At 72.6% G+C, this 16,614-nt stretch carries 16 protein-coding genes; 9 read left to right on the top strand and 7 right to left on the bottom strand.

What is annotated here, in order from left to right; genetic code table 11:
- Window positions 1–35 precede the first annotated feature (35 nt).
- From ACZ7LB_RS10085 to ACZ7LB_RS10075, 3 genes are all read right to left on the bottom strand, one after another.
- On the bottom strand, window positions 36–1,169 hold the full coding sequence (locus ACZ7LB_RS10085; RefSeq protein ID WP_471466802.1) for an alpha/beta hydrolase: 1,134 nt from the start codon (window positions 1,167–1,169) through the stop codon (window positions 36–38).
- Window positions 1,170–1,859: 690 nt separating this feature from the next.
- Window positions 1,860–3,020 carry a DUF6397 family protein gene (locus ACZ7LB_RS10080; protein ID WP_471466801.1) on the bottom strand — a complete coding sequence of 387 codons (1,161 nt, stop codon included), beginning with the start codon at window positions 3,018–3,020 and terminating at the stop codon, window positions 1,860–1,862.
- Window positions 3,021–3,155: 135 nt separating this feature from the next.
- Window positions 3,156–3,569: a roadblock/LC7 domain-containing protein gene (locus ACZ7LB_RS10075; protein WP_471466799.1), complete on the bottom strand. Its 414-nt coding sequence runs from the start codon at window positions 3,567–3,569 to the stop codon at window positions 3,156–3,158.
- A gap of 385 nt (window positions 3,570–3,954) precedes the next feature.
- Here ACZ7LB_RS10075 and ACZ7LB_RS10070 point away from each other — a divergent pair, with 385 nt between their 5' ends.
- On the top strand, window positions 3,955–4,554 hold the full coding sequence (locus ACZ7LB_RS10070; RefSeq protein WP_471466797.1) for a class I SAM-dependent methyltransferase: 600 nt from the start codon (window positions 3,955–3,957) through the stop codon (window positions 4,552–4,554).
- Between the two features lie 190 nt (window positions 4,555–4,744).
- Here ACZ7LB_RS10070 and ACZ7LB_RS10065 read toward each other — a convergent pair whose 3' ends face one another.
- Entirely contained in the window at window positions 4,745–5,641 is an 897-nt protein-coding gene (locus ACZ7LB_RS10065) for an oxygenase MpaB family protein (RefSeq protein ID WP_471466795.1), read from the bottom strand.
- Window positions 5,642–5,992: 351 nt separating this feature from the next.
- Between ACZ7LB_RS10065 and ACZ7LB_RS10060 the strand changes: the two genes are divergently transcribed.
- On the top strand, window positions 5,993–6,883 hold the full coding sequence (locus ACZ7LB_RS10060; RefSeq protein ID WP_471466793.1) for a hypothetical protein: 891 nt from the start codon (window positions 5,993–5,995) through the stop codon (window positions 6,881–6,883).
- Between the two features lie 189 nt (window positions 6,884–7,072).
- On the opposite strand, the gene ACZ7LB_RS10055 is transcribed toward ACZ7LB_RS10060, so the two are convergent.
- Together ACZ7LB_RS10055 and ACZ7LB_RS10050 are read right to left on the bottom strand one after the other, a co-directional pair.
- Window positions 7,073–7,318 carry a hypothetical protein gene (locus ACZ7LB_RS10055; RefSeq protein WP_471466791.1) on the bottom strand — a complete coding sequence of 82 codons (246 nt, stop codon included), beginning with the start codon at window positions 7,316–7,318 and terminating at the stop codon, window positions 7,073–7,075.
- Between the two features lie 100 nt (window positions 7,319–7,418).
- Entirely contained in the window at window positions 7,419–7,841 is a 423-nt protein-coding gene (locus tag ACZ7LB_RS10050) for a winged helix-turn-helix transcriptional regulator (RefSeq protein ID WP_471466789.1), read from the bottom strand.
- A gap of 87 nt (window positions 7,842–7,928) precedes the next feature.
- Here ACZ7LB_RS10050 and ACZ7LB_RS10045 point away from each other — a divergent pair, with 87 nt between their 5' ends.
- The 3 genes from ACZ7LB_RS10045 (at window position 7,929) to ACZ7LB_RS10035 (ending at window position 10,184) form a co-directional block, all read left to right on the top strand.
- Window positions 7,929–8,735: an NAD(P)H-binding protein gene (locus ACZ7LB_RS10045; protein WP_471466787.1), complete on the top strand. Its 807-nt coding sequence runs from the start codon at window positions 7,929–7,931 to the stop codon at window positions 8,733–8,735.
- Window positions 8,736–8,951: 216 nt separating this feature from the next.
- A complete protein-coding gene (locus ACZ7LB_RS10040) occupies window positions 8,952–9,374 on the top strand; it encodes a hypothetical protein (RefSeq protein ID WP_471466785.1) in 423 nt (140 codons plus the stop codon).
- A gap of 186 nt (window positions 9,375–9,560) precedes the next feature.
- Window positions 9,561–10,184, top strand: coding sequence for a hypothetical protein (locus ACZ7LB_RS10035; protein ID WP_471466783.1), 624 nt, complete (start codon window positions 9,561–9,563; stop codon window positions 10,182–10,184).
- Window positions 10,185–10,664: 480 nt separating this feature from the next.
- On the opposite strand, the gene ACZ7LB_RS10030 is transcribed toward ACZ7LB_RS10035, so the two are convergent.
- Window positions 10,665–11,318 carry a TetR/AcrR family transcriptional regulator gene (locus tag ACZ7LB_RS10030; RefSeq protein ID WP_471466781.1) on the bottom strand — a complete coding sequence of 218 codons (654 nt, stop codon included), beginning with the start codon at window positions 11,316–11,318 and terminating at the stop codon, window positions 10,665–10,667.
- Between the two features lie 950 nt (window positions 11,319–12,268).
- Here ACZ7LB_RS10030 and ACZ7LB_RS10025 point away from each other — a divergent pair.
- From ACZ7LB_RS10025 to ACZ7LB_RS10010, 4 genes are all read left to right on the top strand, one after another.
- A complete protein-coding gene (locus ACZ7LB_RS10025; protein WP_471466779.1) occupies window positions 12,269–12,625 on the top strand; it encodes a response regulator transcription factor in 357 nt (118 codons plus the stop codon).
- 192 nt (window positions 12,626–12,817) lie between these two features.
- Window positions 12,818–14,026, top strand: a complete 1,209-nt coding sequence (locus ACZ7LB_RS10020; protein WP_471466777.1) for an MFS transporter — start codon at window positions 12,818–12,820, stop codon at window positions 14,024–14,026.
- A 68-nt stretch (window positions 14,027–14,094) separates the two neighbouring features.
- Window positions 14,095–15,732 (top strand): AMP-binding protein, encoded by a 1,638-nt coding sequence (locus ACZ7LB_RS10015; protein WP_471466775.1) that lies wholly within the window; start codon window positions 14,095–14,097, stop codon window positions 15,730–15,732.
- Entirely contained in the window at window positions 15,729–16,577 is an 849-nt protein-coding gene (locus tag ACZ7LB_RS10010; RefSeq protein WP_471466774.1) for an LLM class F420-dependent oxidoreductase, read from the top strand. The genes ACZ7LB_RS10015 and ACZ7LB_RS10010 overlap by 4 nt, the downstream gene beginning before the upstream one ends.
- Window positions 16,578–16,614: the final 37 nt, after the last annotated feature.

Below are 16,614 nucleotides of genomic sequence, written 5' to 3'. Positions count from 1 at the left end.
TGGGCCGCCGAGTCCCGATCTCGCCTCGGCACCTCCTAGCTGCCCTTCTCCCGCGCCCTCACCCATGCGGCGAAGTCCTCCACGCCGTCGATGAGCGCCTCGAAGCGGAAGGAGTGGAAGAGGTCGAAGGCGTGGTGTCCGCCCGGGAGTTCGGCGTACACCACCGGCGACGTCGAGACGGACCTCAGGGCGGTGACGAGGGCACGGGGATTCCCGGTCTCCACCAGCTCGTCCAGGTCACCGTGGGCGATGAGGAACGGTGGCGCGTCCGCGTGGACCAGGTTCACCGGCGAGGTCGCCGGATCGCCGTCGAAGTACGTGCCGAGATAGCCGTTGAGTGCGATGGCGGCCGTCACGGAGGTGTCCGCCTCCTCGAACCCCGGCTGGTAGACCGGCTCATGAGGGGTGAGGGCGGCGAGCGCCGCCATGTGCCTGCCCGCGGAACTGCCCGACACGAACACCCCCGCCGCGGGGTCGGCCCCGTACTCCCCGGCGTGCTCCCGGACCCAGGCGATGACCTTCTTCGCGTCGATCAGATGGTGCGGGTGCGAGAAGGCGGGCCGCAGACGGTAGTTGGCGCTGACACAGACCCAGCCCCGGCTCGCGAGCCGGTAGAGCAGGGGGAGCGACTGCGTGTTCTTCCGTCCCTGGTCGTAATGGCCTCCGTGGAAGTGGATCAGCACGGGCCCGCCCTCGGGGCGCGAGCGGTGATGGTAGACGTCCAGGAGGTTGCGGCGTCCGGCGTCCCCGTAGCGGAGATCGCCCACCCGTCGGACGTCGCGGCGACGGCGGAGGACGGGCCTGAGCAGAATGCGTGCCAGCGGCGGCCGTCGGCGGGTAGCCGCACCGGCGCCGAGCGCCTCGTCCAGTGCCTGCCTGATCACGGGCGCCGCTCTCGCCCCGCGCCGGGCGACCACCACCATTCCGGCGGCCACGACCAGTGCCAGGGCCACGGTCGCACGGTCGACGGCCGTGACGATGTCGCCCTGTGCGAAGGCCAGCGCCGTCGCCGCGGCCAGCGCGTAGAGGACGAGGACCGGCACCTCGTTGAAGACCAGACCGAGCCGGTAGCTGAAGTAGAAGAGCGGCTTCGGTCCGCGGATGCGCACCAGGCAGAACACCGCGATCAACGCGGTCAGCAGCACAGTCACCAGATAGCCGAAGGCCATCCGAACCACTCCCTCTTGATGGTCGACCGACACTCGAACCGGGCTGTCCGGCGGAGGTACTACCCGGGTGGCGTACATCGACCGGGCTCGTCGGGGAGACAGCCTCGCCTCGGTGTCACGGCCCTCGGTATTGCGGCCCCGCCGTGCCGGCGGCGAACCGGGTGGCCGGGGCGCGGGGCGGCCCATGCCGGAGAGGCATCGTCTGCCCCTGTCCCTGGGCAGGCGGTCCCCTCGGTGACCGCCCTCCTGCCGCCACGGTGACGTCTGTCGTGCGTCGGGGCACACCGGACCGGCCTCCGCTCTCCACCGCGTCTTCCCCATCCTCCGCGCCCTTCCTCTTCCGTTCGGCCCGGACCGGACACGCGGACGCGTCCGCCGACGGTCCGCTCCCACGACGGAAGGTGTGACAGCGGAGGACCGTGTCCGGTTGCACGCGATGCGACAACGTTTCGAGCACCACGGCCCGGCCCTGATCCCTCTTCCTCGAGGTGCCGGGCCGACGGCAGGACACGACGTGTGCCACCGGTTCCTCGGAGCAGGTCACCAACCCGGCCACGGCGCCCCTGTGCCGCCCGCCGAGGAGCCCCTCCGATCCAGCCCTCGGCCGAGTGCCTTCGATCACCCTCCCGTTGACGGGCGGCGGCACTCCCCGGCGACCGGCATGGTGCCGCGCCTTCCCGTTCTCCGGGATCAGGCGGGGGAACGGCGTAGGCGCCCCAGCAGGGCACGAAGCCGCCCGGACGGCCTCGGCGAGAGGGATGCCCCGGCGTCCGCGACCGTCCGGACCGCTTGGCCCCGGCCAAGTGCCGGAGCCGGGCCGGGGGCCGGAGCAAGGGTGAGCGCCGAGGGGAGGGCGGGGGTGTCCGGCACCGGGTGGAGGGCTCCACGGCTCGGTCGCGGCGTCACCGGGGACAGCCTGGTTCGGGTGTCAAGGGCCGGGTGATGGTGGTCCGCCGGTGTCCGATGAGGGGTCGACCGGTGGGTACGGCGGGTGGGTTCATGGTGTGTTCCGGGCCCTTGCTCCACCGCCGGTCGGCCGGGCCGTGGTGCCGGGGGCCGGCCGCGCGCGGCGTCCACGGCGCGGCGCAGGTCCCTCCGGAGCCGTTCGACCTCGTCCGGGTCCGCCGCCGTCATGATCTCCCGGGCGGTCCGCGCCGAGGCGGACCCGGGCGCGCCCTGGTGCGGTGGTGGTGGGAGGAAGGGGCGGAGGCGGGCCTGTTCGTACGGGTCACTCACGACGTCCGCGACGTCGGCCGGATCGAGGAACGCGGCCAGGGCCGCCGCGCGCCCCCACGGATGCCCGGCCTCACGGAGCAGGTGCTCCAGATGTCGGCCCCGCCAGTTGCGGGGGCGCAGGTCGAGTCCCCGCGCCAACTGGTCGCGCGGGCCTTCGGACATGCGCCCCTTCAGTACCCGGGTGTGGGACTCGTCGGCGGCGAACCGGCGCAGTTCGGTGGCCGAGTACAGCCAGACGACGGTCCGGTAGCGGTTGACGTAGAAGGCCACGGGCACCAGGAGGCCGAGCCGGGCGAGCCGTGTGAAGCGGTCCTTCGCCACTCGCATGAGGGTTGCGCCCTCCGCCGTACCGACCGTGGTGGCGCCCTCGTGCGGTTCCCCGCGGCCGTCCGCCACTGCTCGCGGGCCCACCGCCTCGGTGCCGGCGAGGGCGGGGCCGCCGCCCCCGTGCTCGGGCGGCGCGTGGATGCCGCGTGGGGCCTCGGCCGGGCCGGGTCCACCGGCCACGGCTCCGGGAGCCCGTACCGCGCGACGCCGGACCGGGAAGGCGGAGCGGGCGCGGGTGTTCGGCCCGGCGCCGGTCGTGGTCCAGGGCGCGACGAGGTTTCCGTGCATGGTCTTCTCCCCCGTGGAGTGTGCGGCCGGCGCCGATTGCGCCCGCCCGGAAAAGACCGTAGCGGCTGGCGGGAGATCCGTGGTGAGCCTGTGGAAAACTCCGAACCCATCCCGCAGGAACAGCGAAGGCACAGGTCACAGGCCTGTGGAGGAGATCCTCCCGGGCTGTCGCGCGTCCACGTCGAGGTGCTCTCCGACTCTGTTCACCAGCAGCGTCATCTCATAGGCGATCTGGCCGAAGTCGGCCTCGGCACCGCTGAGGACGCACAGGCAACTGCCGGTGCCGGCGGCGGTGACGAACAGCACCGCGTCGTCGAACTCGACCATGGTCTGCCGCACCTGGCCCGCCCCGAAGTGACGCCCCGAGCCCTTGGCCAGGCTGTGCAGCCCGGAGGAGACGGCGGCGAGATGCTCGGCGTCCTCCCGTCGCAGACCGGTGCTCGCCCCGGTCACCAGGCCGTCGTTGGACAGGACCAGGGCATGCCGCACGTGTTCCACGCGCTCCGTCAGGTCGTCCAGCAGCCAGCCGAGTCCCTGGTTCTGCGCCATCTTCCGGTCTCCCCCTGTTGTCCCCATATGCGGCGTCTCCCCCGGGCCGGGGGATCTGTACGCAAGCCTTCACCACACCCGGCCCACGAGCAAGGAGGACGGGACTCCGGCACGGAAGTTGACCGACGGGGAATGGCGGGCGACGGTCCCCCACGGCGTCCACGGCGCGGGACCGACGGCAGTCCGCGCCGGCAACGGCCTCAACCGGCCCTTGTCGTCCTCCCGTTGGGCGGGCGGGCGATAGTCCGGCGGGGCGGGGAACGCGGTGGAGGGACGTGATCCGGCCGGTCATGGGCGTGTCGCAGGGCGGTGACGACGAGGGCCTTCCCCTCGCCCCTCGTTCCTTCGGTCGCCGGTGTCGGCACCGGTGAGCGATCATGCGGGCATGAGCGACGACCGCACACGTGTCCGGGAGTTCTTCGGCGTCCGTGCCGCCGGCTGGGAGCGCCGGTTCCCCGACGATGGCCTCTCCTACGCCGCCGCGATCGACCGGTTGGAGTTGAGGAGAGGGGGCTGGGTACTCGACGCGGGCTGCGGCACGGGCCGGGCACTGCCGCCGCTGCGGTCGGCGGTGGGGCCGTCCGGAGTGGTCGTGGGAGCCGATCTCACGTGCGCCATGCTCCGGGAAGCGGCGCGCGCCGGTCGGGACCGTGAGGGGCACCTGCTGCCGGCCGACGTCGCGGCGCTGCCGCTGCGGTCGGGGGTGTTCGACGCCGTGTTCGCCGCGGGGCTGCTCTCGCACCTGTCGGACCCCGCCGAGGGGCTGCGGGAACTCGCCCGGGTCACCCGTCCCGGTGGAGTGCTGGCGCTGTTCCACCCCATCGGCCGGGCGGCGCTCGCGGCCCGGCACGGTCGGCGGCTCGCGCCGGACGATCTGCGCGCCGAACCGGTTCTGCGTCCCCTGCTGGAGCGTTCCGGGTGGCGGATGACGTCGTACACGGACGAGGAGGCACGCTTTCTGGTGCTGGCCTCCCGGGACGGCTGACACCGGGCCCGCCCGTCCGGGCGGTGTGCCGCGCCACGCCACGCGCCGTACCCGGCCGTGAGGCGGTTCCCCGCGCGCGGGAGCGCCCACCGTGCCGGTCCGTGGCTCCTCGGACTCCCCCGCCGGGCGGGATCGGTGAGGAGGCACGGCACCGCCTTCGGCCCAGCGGGCGACGTGTCGGGACCGCCCTCTACTCGGTGGCCGACGTGTCGAGGTGCCGCACGGGGCAGCCGCCCGTTCCCGGGACCGGGCGGGTACCGAGATCGGCCAGTCGGTAGCCGTTCGGATAGCCCTTGACCTCCCAGTTCTGCCGGGCGTGGTGGGGAGTCCGGCGCGGTGGCAGCAGCCGGACGGCGCGTCCGCGCAGCCGTACCGCACCACGCACGGCCGCGCGGACGGCGGGGCTCGGCGGGGTGTAGCGGAAGGCGCGCAGCAGGTGGTCGTCGAGCAGGGCGAGCGTACCGGTGCGCAGCACGGGGGCCAGGGGGCGCGGATACCAGGAGGCCATGAGGTCGAGGGTGGCGTCCGACACCTTTCGGGCGCCCTCGTCCCAGCCGAAGTGGGCCTCCTCGCAGGCGTCGAGGCACGTCTCGAAGTCGTCGTAGGTCTCGGGGATGTCCCTGATACCCATGTGCCGACCGAGGGTGCCATAGTAAATGGCGCAGGCGGTGGTCTCGTGGCGGGAGAGCCTCCGCCATCCGAAGGCGTCGATCCAACGTTTGGGGGTCACGACGAAGGTGCAGAGCACATAGCGCATGTCGTCGTTGGTGATGTCGTAGCTGCGGTGCATCTGGTTGATGCGGCGGATCGCCGTGCGGCCCTGCTCGCTGCCGAAGCCGTGCTCGACGACGGCGTCGAGGAGCAGGGTGGTGTCGTCGTAGCGCTTCTGGGTGCGGTCCGTGAGTTCCGCTGTCTCTGCCAGCAGGCGGCCGATGCTGGGGACGGCGTAGGTGCGGTAGAGGGCGAGTTCCAGGGCCCGGGTGAAGTCCCAGGGGAACTCGTACGCCGAGGTGAGCCGGTAGATCTCGGACGCGTCGCGCCGCGGGTCCATCCGTCGGATCTGTCGCAGCCGTTCATATCGCTTCACGGTCGCCGTTCCCTTCCGCCGTCGAAGCAGTAACTCCATAGTGGATTACGGTAGATGACAGGCCGTCCGGTCACCCACCGGTGATCGCGCACGGCGTGCCGGATCCCTCGGTCCGTACCCGGGCGGGGGCGGAACACGAGGGGGCACGCGCGCTCGCCGGGGCGCACCCGGTGGTGGGCCACGGGGCCGGGTGGTGAGGGGCGGCATGTCACCGGGGCCGGGCCCACCCGGTCCTCGTCCCGTCGGATCAGCGGCGGTCCGGACCCGGTTCGGGCCGGTGCGAAGGCCGTGACAAGGGTGTTCCGGGGGCACTAGGGTGCGCGCCGTTGGACAACCGATGGGGAGGCTGGGATGGCCGGGCCCGAAGAGGAACCCCTGGACTCCCACGCGGGGGCGGACGACGCGCTGTACGTGCTCACCGCGGTGCTGCTGACGCCCGCGCAGTTCCCGGGTGTGCTGGGCGACGACTACCCGGAGGCGTGCGGCGCGCTGGACCTGGCCCCGACGGGCGAGGGATACGGGCTGGTGCTGGGCCAGGACGGCGAAGGGGCGCGGTGGACGGTCGTCGTCGATGACGTGTCCTTGGTCGCCGTGGCCGTGGCGTCCTGGGACTGCGGCCTGGAGTACGACCTGTCGCCGGACGAGCGCGCTGTGGTGGCCTCGCTCCCGGGCTGGCCCCTTGCCGTCGCGGTGGCGGCTCCCGGCGTCCCCGCGCCGCACGACCCCGATCCGTGGGTGAGCGGCCATCCCGCGCTGTCACCGCCGGACGTCGAGGTCTGGGGGCCCGCACAGCGGCGGCTGGGCGCCGACGAGATCGCCGTGCAGTGGGCGCGGTGGCGGAGCCAGGTCGACGACGCGGACTTCATGGCACCGGGCGCGGGCAGCGGGACGGCGCCCGGGGCCCCGACGGAGGCGGGGGCGGAGGCCGTACGGAACGGGGCGGACACCGGCGGCCGGTCCGGGGCGGGCGGACACGCGGGGGTACGGCGGGTGCTCGCCGAGGCCCGTGCCTATGTCACCGCGCCTCCGCCGCCCGGCCGGGTGCGGTCCTCGTTCGCGACCGACGGCGCCAGGACCGTGCGGGCCGACGGTCCCGGCTGGTCCCTCGTGGCACGGACCGATGACATCGCCTTCGTCCTGCTGGACGAGGAACCCGGGCACATACTCCCCGTGGGCCGGGGGCCCGAGCTTCCCGGGCTCCTGGAGGCACTGGACCGGTTGGCGGTCCGGCCGAGCCAGTGACCTGAGCCGTGTCCGACGGGTGTGGCCGCATACGGGAGCCGAGCGCCAGAAGGGTAGCCGAGCGGGGTCCCCTGTGTGCCGGGGGCAGGAGAGGGAGGCGTCGGAGCGGGGGCGGGGGAACACGCAGAGGTGCGCGCCGGTCCCCGTGTCGCGCGGCGCGGCCACCAACCGGAGGGCCGCCCGGAGGTGTCACCCCCCGTTCGCCCGGATCGAGCCTCGGCGTCGGACCTCCGCGGCCTGTTCCCGGGCCGCCGCCGCCTCGGCCGCGGCCCGGGCCCGGTCCTCCTCGAAGAGGAGCACACGCGCCACCGCGTCCAGGGCCTCGGCGATCCCCTCCCGCCAGCCGGCGAACGCCCCGGGGTTCCCGTCGGACGGTCTCCGCGACTTCACGGAGCGGAGGTGGCGCAGGGCGTGCTTGAGCCCGGGGTCGGCCACGAGGGGCCTTTCGACCGGTACGCGCCGACCTCCGTCGTGCGTCATGCGCACCACACGGACGGGGTGTCGCGGGTCGGGCGGCTGTCGGCGTTCCACCGGTTCACCGGATCTCGTTGTCGGGGTGCTCGCGGTCGTAGGCCCGGCGGGCGTGGGCGATGGTGTCCCGGTGCTCCAGCGACCAGTCCGCGAGCGCCTTCACCAGATGGGTGAGGCTCGCACCGGTCCCGGTGAGGCGGTAGTCGACCTGCGCGGGCACGGTCGGGTACACCGTCCGCAGTACCAGGCCGTCCCGCTCCAGCCGGCGCACCGTGAGGGTCAGCATGCGCTGCGAGATTCCCTCCACGGCGCGCTGGAGCTGCCGGAAGCGCCGCGGTCCCCCGGCCAGCTCGACGACGACCAGAACCGACCACTTGTCCCCGACCCGGTCGAGGACGTCGCGGATCCCGCAGTCGGGATGCTCCGGCAGCCCGCACGGTTCGAGCTCGGCGGCTCCGGTGGTTACCCCGGTGTGCGTCACTGACACGAGACTGCCTCCTTGTACGCCGGTCATGGCCGGTTCAGGATCTCACCGTAGTTACCGAAGAGAACCACGGCAGGAGACCGAACCCTCATGATCATGGTGACCGGCGCCGGCGGACGGCTGGCCTCCCTCACGCTCCGGGAACTGGCCGAGCGCGAGGTGCCCGCCCTGGGCAGCAGCAGGACACCCGCCGACGGTCAGCGGCGCGTCGACTTCGACGACCCCACGGGCCCGGACCTGACCGGTGTCTCGACCTTGGTCCTCGTCTCCGCGGGATACGCCGAGGACGACCGCGTCCTCGCCCGCCACCGGGCCGTCCTCGACGCCGCGCTCCGCGACGGCGTCGGCCACGTGATCTACACCAGCCTGACGGGCGCCGGGGACCACCTCGGGTTCGCGCTCGCGCACAGGGCCACCGAGCGGATGATCCGGGACAGCGGCCCGAGGTGGACGATCCTGCGCAACGGGCTGTACGCCGAGTTGTTCGGCGCCCTGCTGTCCTGGACGCCGGACGGCCTGGAGTCGGCGTTCGGTGACGGCGCGCTCTCCGCGGTGGCGCGGGCGGACCTGGCCGCCGCCGCAGCCCTCGTCGCCGCCGACCCGGCACCGCATGCCGGCCGGACGTACGATCTGGTCGGCGAACGGATCACCGCCGACGACGTCGCCGAACGCCTCGCCGTCACCCACCGGACGATCGGGCTCGGCGAGTACCGTGCCCGGCTGCTCGCCGATGACACCCTGCTGCCGTTCCAGGCACCGATGTTCGTCTCGATCGCCACGAGTGTCCGGCACGGGTTCCTCGGCGGTACCGGCACCGACCTCGTGCGGCTGCTCGGCCGGCCTCCCACCGATCCCCTCGCCGTCGCCGCGGACACCGTCGGGGCGATGCGCCCCTGAACACTCCGACCCGAGTTGTTCACGGAATCCCGCCGCTGTCCGTCGCGGGCCGTCGGAGTCCCGCCGTGTTCCGGCGCGCCCCGCCCGATCGCCCACCTCGCCGCGGGTACGGGCCGCTGGGGCGATTTCCTTCCGACGTCTGTGTCCGCGCCCCCCACCGGGGTACCGTCTGATCGACCGTCAGTTGGTGCTGCAGGGGGGACCAGGATGACAGGCGTGGAGATCGCGATCGGCTGTCTGTTCGCATGGGCGGCCCGCAAGGTGCGCCGGGTGGGAGAGCAGGCCGACCAGGAGGTGGACCGCGCCCTGGACGCGGCGATGGACCGGGTGCACACGGTGGTCAGCGAAAAGCTCGGGCAGGAGACCGCCCTGGCCCGTCTGGACGAGGAGGCCTCGGCCGGACGCACCGAGCCGACGCCCGAGACCCGGCAGTGGCTGCAGTTCGCCCTCAAGGACGCGATCGACCGCGACGCCGCCTTCGCCGAACTGCTCCGGGACGCCCTGGCCCAGTACGCGTCCCGGCCCGGACGGGACGAGCGGGGCGGGCCCGCCGTGGGACACAACGTCTTCCACGGCCCCACGGCCCTCCAGATCGGGGACAACTCCTCCCAGTTCAACAGCTTCGGCGGGTCGAGGTGACGGGACCCGCGCCTGATCCCGAAGCCACCGGCCAGGGGTCCCACAACAGGTTCGACGGGGACGCCGCTCTGCAGATCGGGCGGAACGGCCATCAGGTGAACGTCTACCAGGCCCCCAGTCCGCCGCCGCCCCCTCCGTACCCTCCTCCCCCCCACTCCGACCCCCGGTGCCAGGGCAGGGGCGGCCGTGTGGAACGGGGCGGGCTTCCTCCTGGCGGCGGTCTGCCTCGCCGCGCTGATCGGGGGGACCGCGTACGCGGTCAGGTCGTACGGCCCCTGGGGGGAGACCGAGCGGGGCGCCGCACCGCCACCGGGCTCCGTCATGAGCCAGGACCCCGCCGCCACTCCCGAGCAGACCCCTCCGTCCGACCCCGCTGACGACACCCCGCCGACCGCACGGACGGCGCCGACGGCCTCGACGACGCCCCGGGGCGGTGCCAGTCCCGTTCGGTGGCGGGGAGAGATCCACATCGGAATGGCGGGGGTGGACCTCGACTCCGTCCCACCGGAGCAGAGCACCGACGCGTCCTACGACGCCGCGCTGTTCACCAACAGCGGCGCGCTGTTCGGCAGTCAGTCCGGCGGTCCCGACGTGGCGCCGTGGCCGGGCCCGGGAACGCCCGGCAGGAAGGAGTGCCTGGAGCGGCTCGCGACGCACGGGTCGTACACGGCCGCGGTGGCGCGGGAGAGCGTGCTGTGCCTCAGGACGCAGACCGGACGCGTCGCCACCCTGACGATCACCGACATGGGTGACCTCTTCACGGGTGCGACGGTCGAGGCGCTCGTCTGGGAGGCACAGGACAGCACCTGAGTCCGGAACCGTGCCGTGCCGGGAACGCGCGCTCGGGAACGGGGATCTCCGACCCGAGCCCAGGGTTCACCGACGCCGACCGCAGTCACGGCCCGGGACGGCGCGGGCCGACCCGGCACGAACGCCCCACGGCGACGGGCCCTTCGGGGCCACGGGAGCGCCAACCGCAGCGTCATCGACACGGGTTGGCGGCGGATCCGGGGCCGCTGGTCCCGGGTTCCCCCGTCCGCGCGGAGGGCCGACGGGCGTTCCGGCGGCGCGGAGGGAGGTCCATGACGCCCTCCGGCGGTTCCCGTGCCGGCGGCACCGGTCGGCCGACGGGGCACATCCACGAGACGACCGGCAGCACCGCTCAGCCGGTACGCCGCCGGACGGCCCTCCGCGAAATCGGCGACAGGCGCCGTGCACACCCGCGCGCGGGGGGACGCGGCCGTGCGCGAGCACGGACGTACGGGCGGGCGGAGGGCTTCCGGCGGGGCGTCAGGCGGTGTGTGGGCAGCAGTCGCGATGGGCGGTGCGGGGCAGCGCGCCGACCAGGAAGACCTTGAAGACCTCGTGCAACTCCCGGTAGAGCGAGGCATGGTCCTGTTCGGCGCCCACCGCCCAGCGGGTCAGGACACCGAGATAGGCGTCGCGGAGCAGCAGCCCCAGCCGGTCGGGGTCGAAGCCCTCGCTGAGCTCCCCCCGGGCCTGTCCGTCCGTGAGGATGGCGGTGAACAACTCGGCGGTGGCCGACTCCCGGGCCCCCAGGCAGCCGGCTCTCACCGCGGCGGTGACCATGGAGCGGTTGACCTCCTGTCGGTCCTCGTTCAGTTCGACGAGGGCGGCGAGGCAGCGGTGGAAGCGGCTGACCGTGTCCCCGGGCTCCAGCCCGCCGGCCTCCGTGACGAGCGAGCGGCGCAACTCGGTGCCGCGGCGGGCGCTCCACTCCGAGATCAGGTCGTCCTTGCGCGGGTAGTAGTTGAAGAAGGTACCCCGGGCCACATCGGCACGTGCCGCGATCTCGTCGATCGAGGTGTTGTCGTAGCCGTGTCGCGCGATCAGCTCCACGGCTGCCTCGAAGAGGCGTTCCTGCACTCTGGCCTTATTGCGCTGACGGCGTCCCTGAGGTAGAGCGACGGCAGAGTCGATCATTCATCCCTCCAAGCCGCATCATATGTGTCAACCAATTTAACTCGGCAGAACTCGACGCCGGGCACTCGTTACTGCACAATGGGCCTTTTCCCGCCCCCGGTTGGGACACACCGAGGAGCGGGCGACACCGGCCCCGGTAAGCGGACGGCCCGGGGCCCCTCCGCGCACGGGCGGGGTCCACGCGGCATCGGACGGCCGCGCGGAACGCCGCCGCTCCCCGTCCGACGGACGGGCCCGGCGGCCGCCGCGCCACCGCCTCCACCGTCCGGACCGCCGGGCGCCCGACAGGCCGAGGCCCGTGCCGTCGGCGCCTCCCACCTGGGACGCGGCGGCCCCCTCCGCGTCGGCCCGCGCGGACACCCGTCGCAAGGCCGCCCGCACCGCCCGGCCCCGGCCTCCGGCCGTGCGACGCGCGCCCGGCACCCCGCCGCACCGCGCCCCCGCCCCGGCCTCCCCCATCGCGCGGGCCCAGGACGTCGCCGGCGCCAACTGCCGGGATCGACGCCCGGCACCGGACGGCCGGGCACACGACACCCCCGTCGACACGGAGTGCCTCCGGGCGGAACCCCGCCCACCAGGGCCTTCTCCGCCGCTCTCGGTGGACCCAGGACGCCCTCCCCGAACGACCGGGGGAGTCCGATGTCACCGGGTGCCATATTCATACAGTCTCCATACGTGACAAATATCACTCTGGTCAATTTTCGACAAAAGCTGCCCTGAAATCGCCCTCAATGCCAATGCATACGTGAATCCAGGGCTATATTTTTGAGCGGGATGGTTCGAATCTTGTCGATTGATTCGCGGAAAAATGCCCTGAACGCACCTTTTACCCCATGGAACCAACGGTTGGATTCCGGTCGAACGGGCGAATCTTGATCTTGAGTGCAAAGACAGTCCCCGATGTAACATCACAACCAAACGGTCATCGAGGTTGGTTTAAGGATCCATTGATGGACTCTGTGAATCTTGAAAATCGACATCCGAGGACCTCCCCCCACGGGACTACGGAACGACCTGTGCTGCGGGATGTCTCCCATCGCTTCCGGGCCGACCGGGACATCGACCCCGACTGGTCGGGCTCCCTCGAGAGAGTCCGCCTCCTTTCCTGCCGCGAGTCCGAGGTGTTCCACCTCCTCGGCTCCGGCCTCTCGAATCGCGCCATTTCAGCACGCATGCGCGTGACCGAACGCACGGTCAAGGCACACGTGGCCCGCATCATGGAGAAACTGGGGCTCGAGTCCCGACTCCAGGTCGGCCTCGTATCGCTCTCCCACCGCCAGTCGGACAGGGGGCTAGCCGCGGGATAACGGCGCGATCCCGCCCCCCCTTTCCCTGCCGCTCACCCGCCTCCACCGAGCCTCGCCCCGGCGTATCCCCCACTGACGCCGAGGCGAGGCTTCGCCATTGCCGCAGGTCAGCGAGTTATCTTGACACCCAACGTGAGGCGCGTCATAGTATGAAGCTCATCGAACCTTTGGTATTCGAAGTGGAGTCAAGGCATGTACAGCCGCCTCCTAGTATTAGCTCTCGGGACATTCGCAATCGGTACCGACAGCTTTGTCGTGGCGGGAATCCTGCCCAATGTCGCGGATGACCTCAACGTCAGCAACAGCGCCGCCGGGCAGCTCGTCACCGTATTCGCGCTCTCGTATGCGGTGCTCTCCCCCGTAATGGCGGCGGCGACCGCGCACTGGCCCCGCAAGCAACTGCTGATCAGCGGCCTCCTCGTACTCGCCCTGGGCAACGTGCTGACCGCCGTGCTCCCCACGTTCGGCCTGGTCGTCGCCTCGCGGGTGGTCGCGGGACTCGGCGCCGCGATGTTCACCCCGACCGCCAGCGTGACCGCCTCGACCCTGGCGCCGCCGGAGAAGCGGGGCAAGGCCCTCGCCATCGTGATGGCCGGCCTCAGCGGTGCCACCGCGCTCGGCGCGCCCATCGGCACCGTGATCGGCAGCCAGTCCGACTGGCGCACCACGATGTGGTTCGTGGCGGCGCTGGCCCTGGTCGCGGCCGTGGGCGTGATGACCATGCTGCCGGCGGTCCCGTCGCTGCCGCCGGTCAAGCTGAGCCAGCGGCTCACGCCGCTGCGCGACACACGCATCGTGTTCACCCTGCTCACCACGGTGCTGGTGCTCATGGGCCTCTACACCGTCTACACCTACATCGCCATCTCCTTCGACCGCGCGACCGACGGCAACGGCACGACCCTCGCCGTGCTGCTGTTCATCTGGGGCATCGCCGCCACGCTCGGCAACCTGGGCGGCGGCTCGCTCACCGACAAGCTGGGCAGCCGGGTCGTCATCAACAGCGCCATCGTCATCGCCGCCCTGAACTTCCTGCTGCTCCCGCTCAGCAGCAGGAACACCGTGACCGCCGCCCTCGCGCTCGTGGTGTGGGGCCTGTGCGGCTGGGGCGTGCTCGTGCCGCAGCAGCACCGCCTCATCCAGATCAACCCGGCCGGCGCCCCGCTGAGCATCGCGCTCAACGCGGCGGCCCTCTACCTCGGCGTCTCCGCCTCCGGCGGCACCGGCGCGGCCGGCATCTCCCTCTTCGGCGCGTACAACCTGGGCCTGGTCGGCGCCGTGTTCATCGTCCTGGGCCTGGGCACCGCCGAGATCGCCCGGAGCCTCATCGCCCGGCGCGGCAAGCCCTCCTCCGACGGCGCGCCACAGGCCGCCCCGGTGGCGGAGCCGTCACCCCGCACCTGAGAACCGCACCCTCCGGCAGGCCCCTCCGGCGCGTCCGGAGGGGCGTGCCTCTTCCCGGGAGAGGAAACATGATCCATCCCAGTCGGTTCCCGGCCATCGACCTGCCCCACGACGACGTGGTGTCGTACGTACTGGAGCACGCGCGCGAGCACGGCGAGCGCCCGGCGCTCGTCGACTCCGTCACCGGACGCACGCTGACCTACGGACGCCTCGCCGACCTCGTCGACTCGGTGGCGGCCGGACTGTCGCACGCGGGGATCGGGCCCGGCGACGTGGTGGCCGTGCACGCCCCCAACTCCCCGCTGTACCCGGTGGCCTGCCTCGCCGCGCTGCGCGCGGGCGCCGTGGTCACACCGGTCAGCGCGCTCGCCACCGGGGCCGAGCTGATCCGCCAGCTGACGAGCAGCGGGGCGCGCACCGTGGTCAGCGCGGCCGCGTTCGCGCCGCTCGCCCTCGCCGCCCGCGCCGCCGGGGCCGTCGACGAGGTCGTCCTGATGGAGAAGGAGGCCGGGGACACCACGGGCCTGCGCGACCTCGCGGACCTGAGCACCGCCGCCCCGGACGCGGGACCGCCGCGGCACCCCGTGGACCCGGCCGCCGACGTGGCCCTGCTGCCGTACTCCAGCGGCACCTCGGGCACCCCCAAGGGCGTCCTGCTCACCCACGCCGGCCTCACCGCGAACATCGCGCAGATGAGCCACGCCATGCGGGTCGGCCCCGGCCACCGGGTCCTCGCGGTGCTCCCCTTCTTCCACGCCTACGGCTTCTCCACGCTGATCGGGCTCAGCCTCCGCAACGGCGCCACGCTGGTGGTCGTGCCCCGGTTCCGCTTCGAGACGTTCCTCGACACGCTCGCCGAGCACCGTGTCACCCACGCCCTGATCGCCCCGCCCATCGCCGTGGCCCTGCTCAAGCACCCGGCGGTCGACCCGGCGGCCTTCGCCACCGTCCGGCAGATCCTGTGCTCGGCCGCCCCGCTCAAGAGCGACGTGGCCGCCGGGGTGGAGCGCCGGACCGGGGTCCCGGTGGTGCAGGCGTACGGCATGACGGAGATGTCACCGGGCATCACGGTGCCGCCCGAGGGCGAGACGCCGCCGCCCGGCTCCGTGGGCCGGCTGCTGCCGATGACCGAGCTGCGGGTGGTCTCCGTGGCCGACGGCCGGCCCCTCGGACCCGGCGAGGAGGGCGAACTGTGGGTGCGCGGGCCCCAGATGATGAAGGGGTACGCGCCCGGCTCCGGTGAGCCCGGGGAGCGGGCCCCGGACACCGGGGGATGGCTGCGCACCGGCGACGTGGGCCTCGTCGACGACGACGGCTGGATCCAGTTGCGCGACCGGGTCAAGGACCTCATCAAGTACAAGGGCTACCAGATAGCCCCCGGTGAGCTGGAGGACTGCCTCCTCGGCCATCCGCTGGTCGCCGACGCGGGCGTGGCGGGCGCCGTGGACGAGTACGGGGAGGAGTACCCGAGGGCGTACGTGGTCCTCGCCCCGGAGTCCGGGCCGCGTCCGCCGGGGGCCGTGGAGAGCGAGCTGATGGAGTACGTCGCCGCGCGGGTCGCGCCGTACAAGAAGATCCGCGAGGTGCGGATCGTCGACGCGCTCCCGCGCTCCGGCGCGGGCAAGGTGCTCCGGCGCGAGCTGGCCGGGATCCCGGCGGCCCGCTCGGGGCGGCCGACGGAACAGAGGGCCGAGCAGAAGGCATGAGTGTGAAATTCGGAGTGGTGACCTTCCCGGTGTTCGACGGGATCGCGGTCACGGAACTGGCCCGCATGGTCGAGGACCTGGGGTTCGAGTCGCTGTTCTTCACGGAGCACACCCACATCCCCGCCTCGCGCGAGTCCCCCTCCCCCACCGGAGGGGAACTGCCCTCCCGCTACTACCGCAATCTCGACCCCTTCATCGCGCTGACCGCCGCGGCCTCCGTCACCGAGCGGATCCTGCTGGGCACCGGAATCTGCCTGGTCAACCAGCGCGACCCGATCATCCTGGCCAAGGAGACCGCGAGCCTCGACCAGCTCTCCCGGGAGCGCCTGGTGCTCGGCGTCGGGCCGGGCTGGAACATGGAGGAGATGCGCAACCACGGCGTCGACCCGGCCACCCGCTTCGAGCGGATGGGCGAGCACGTCCGGGCGGTCAAGGCGATCTGGACCCAGGACGAGGCCACCTTCCACGGCAAGTACGTCGACTTCGACCGCATCTGGTCCTGGCCCAAGCCGTCGCGCCAGCCGCATCCGCCGGTCCTGGTCGGCGGCAACGGGCGGCACGTGCTGCGCCGCGTGGTGGAGTACGGGGACGGCTGGTTCCCGCTCGCCACGCACTTCGGCCAGCTCGTCCGCCAGGCGGAGGAGTTGCGGGTGCTCGCGCGCGCGGCCGGGCGGGCCCCGCTGCCCATCACCCTGTACGGCGGACTGCACACCCCCGAGCAGATCCCCGACTACGCGGCGGTCGGCGTCACCCGCATCCTGATGCCGGTGACCGCGGGCGGTCCCCAGCAGGTCAGGGCCCAGCTCGAACACATCACGCAGTTGCTGGACGGTCTGCTGCACTGACCGCGCCGGCACCGGTCACCCCGACCGGACCACGCGC

This window comes from Streptomyces sp. NPDC107521 (assembly GCF_055598485.1).
Note: the sequence above shows the minus strand (reverse complement) of the source record. Positions and strands in the feature narration are given on the sequence as shown.

Bases quoted from the DNA above. Each gene is read 5' to 3' on its own strand.
- ACZ7LB_RS10085 (WP_471466802.1), bottom strand. From the start codon at position 1,169: ATGGCCTTCGGCTATCTGGTGACTGTGCTGCTGACCGCGTTGATCGCG.
- ACZ7LB_RS10080 (WP_471466801.1), bottom strand. From the start codon at position 3,020: ATGCACGGAAACCTCGTCGCGCCCTGGACCACGACCGGCGCCGGGCCG.
- ACZ7LB_RS10075 (WP_471466799.1), bottom strand. From the start codon at position 3,569: ATGGCGCAGAACCAGGGACTCGGCTGGCTGCTGGACGACCTGACGGAG.
- ACZ7LB_RS10070 (WP_471466797.1), top strand. From the start codon at position 3,955: ATGAGCGACGACCGCACACGTGTCCGGGAGTTCTTCGGCGTCCGTGCC.
- ACZ7LB_RS10060 (WP_471466793.1), top strand. From the start codon at position 5,993: ATGGCCGGGCCCGAAGAGGAACCCCTGGACTCCCACGCGGGGGCGGAC.
- ACZ7LB_RS10045 (WP_471466787.1), top strand. From the start codon at position 7,929: ATGATCATGGTGACCGGCGCCGGCGGACGGCTGGCCTCCCTCACGCTC.
- ACZ7LB_RS10030 (WP_471466781.1), bottom strand. From the start codon at position 11,318: ATGATCGACTCTGCCGTCGCTCTACCTCAGGGACGCCGTCAGCGCAAT.
- ACZ7LB_RS10025 (WP_471466779.1), top strand. From the start codon at position 12,269: ATGGACTCTGTGAATCTTGAAAATCGACATCCGAGGACCTCCCCCCAC.
- ACZ7LB_RS10020 (WP_471466777.1), top strand. From the start codon at position 12,818: ATGTACAGCCGCCTCCTAGTATTAGCTCTCGGGACATTCGCAATCGGT.
- ACZ7LB_RS10015 (WP_471466775.1), top strand. From the start codon at position 14,095: ATGATCCATCCCAGTCGGTTCCCGGCCATCGACCTGCCCCACGACGAC.
- ACZ7LB_RS10010 (WP_471466774.1), top strand. From the start codon at position 15,729: ATGAGTGTGAAATTCGGAGTGGTGACCTTCCCGGTGTTCGACGGGATC.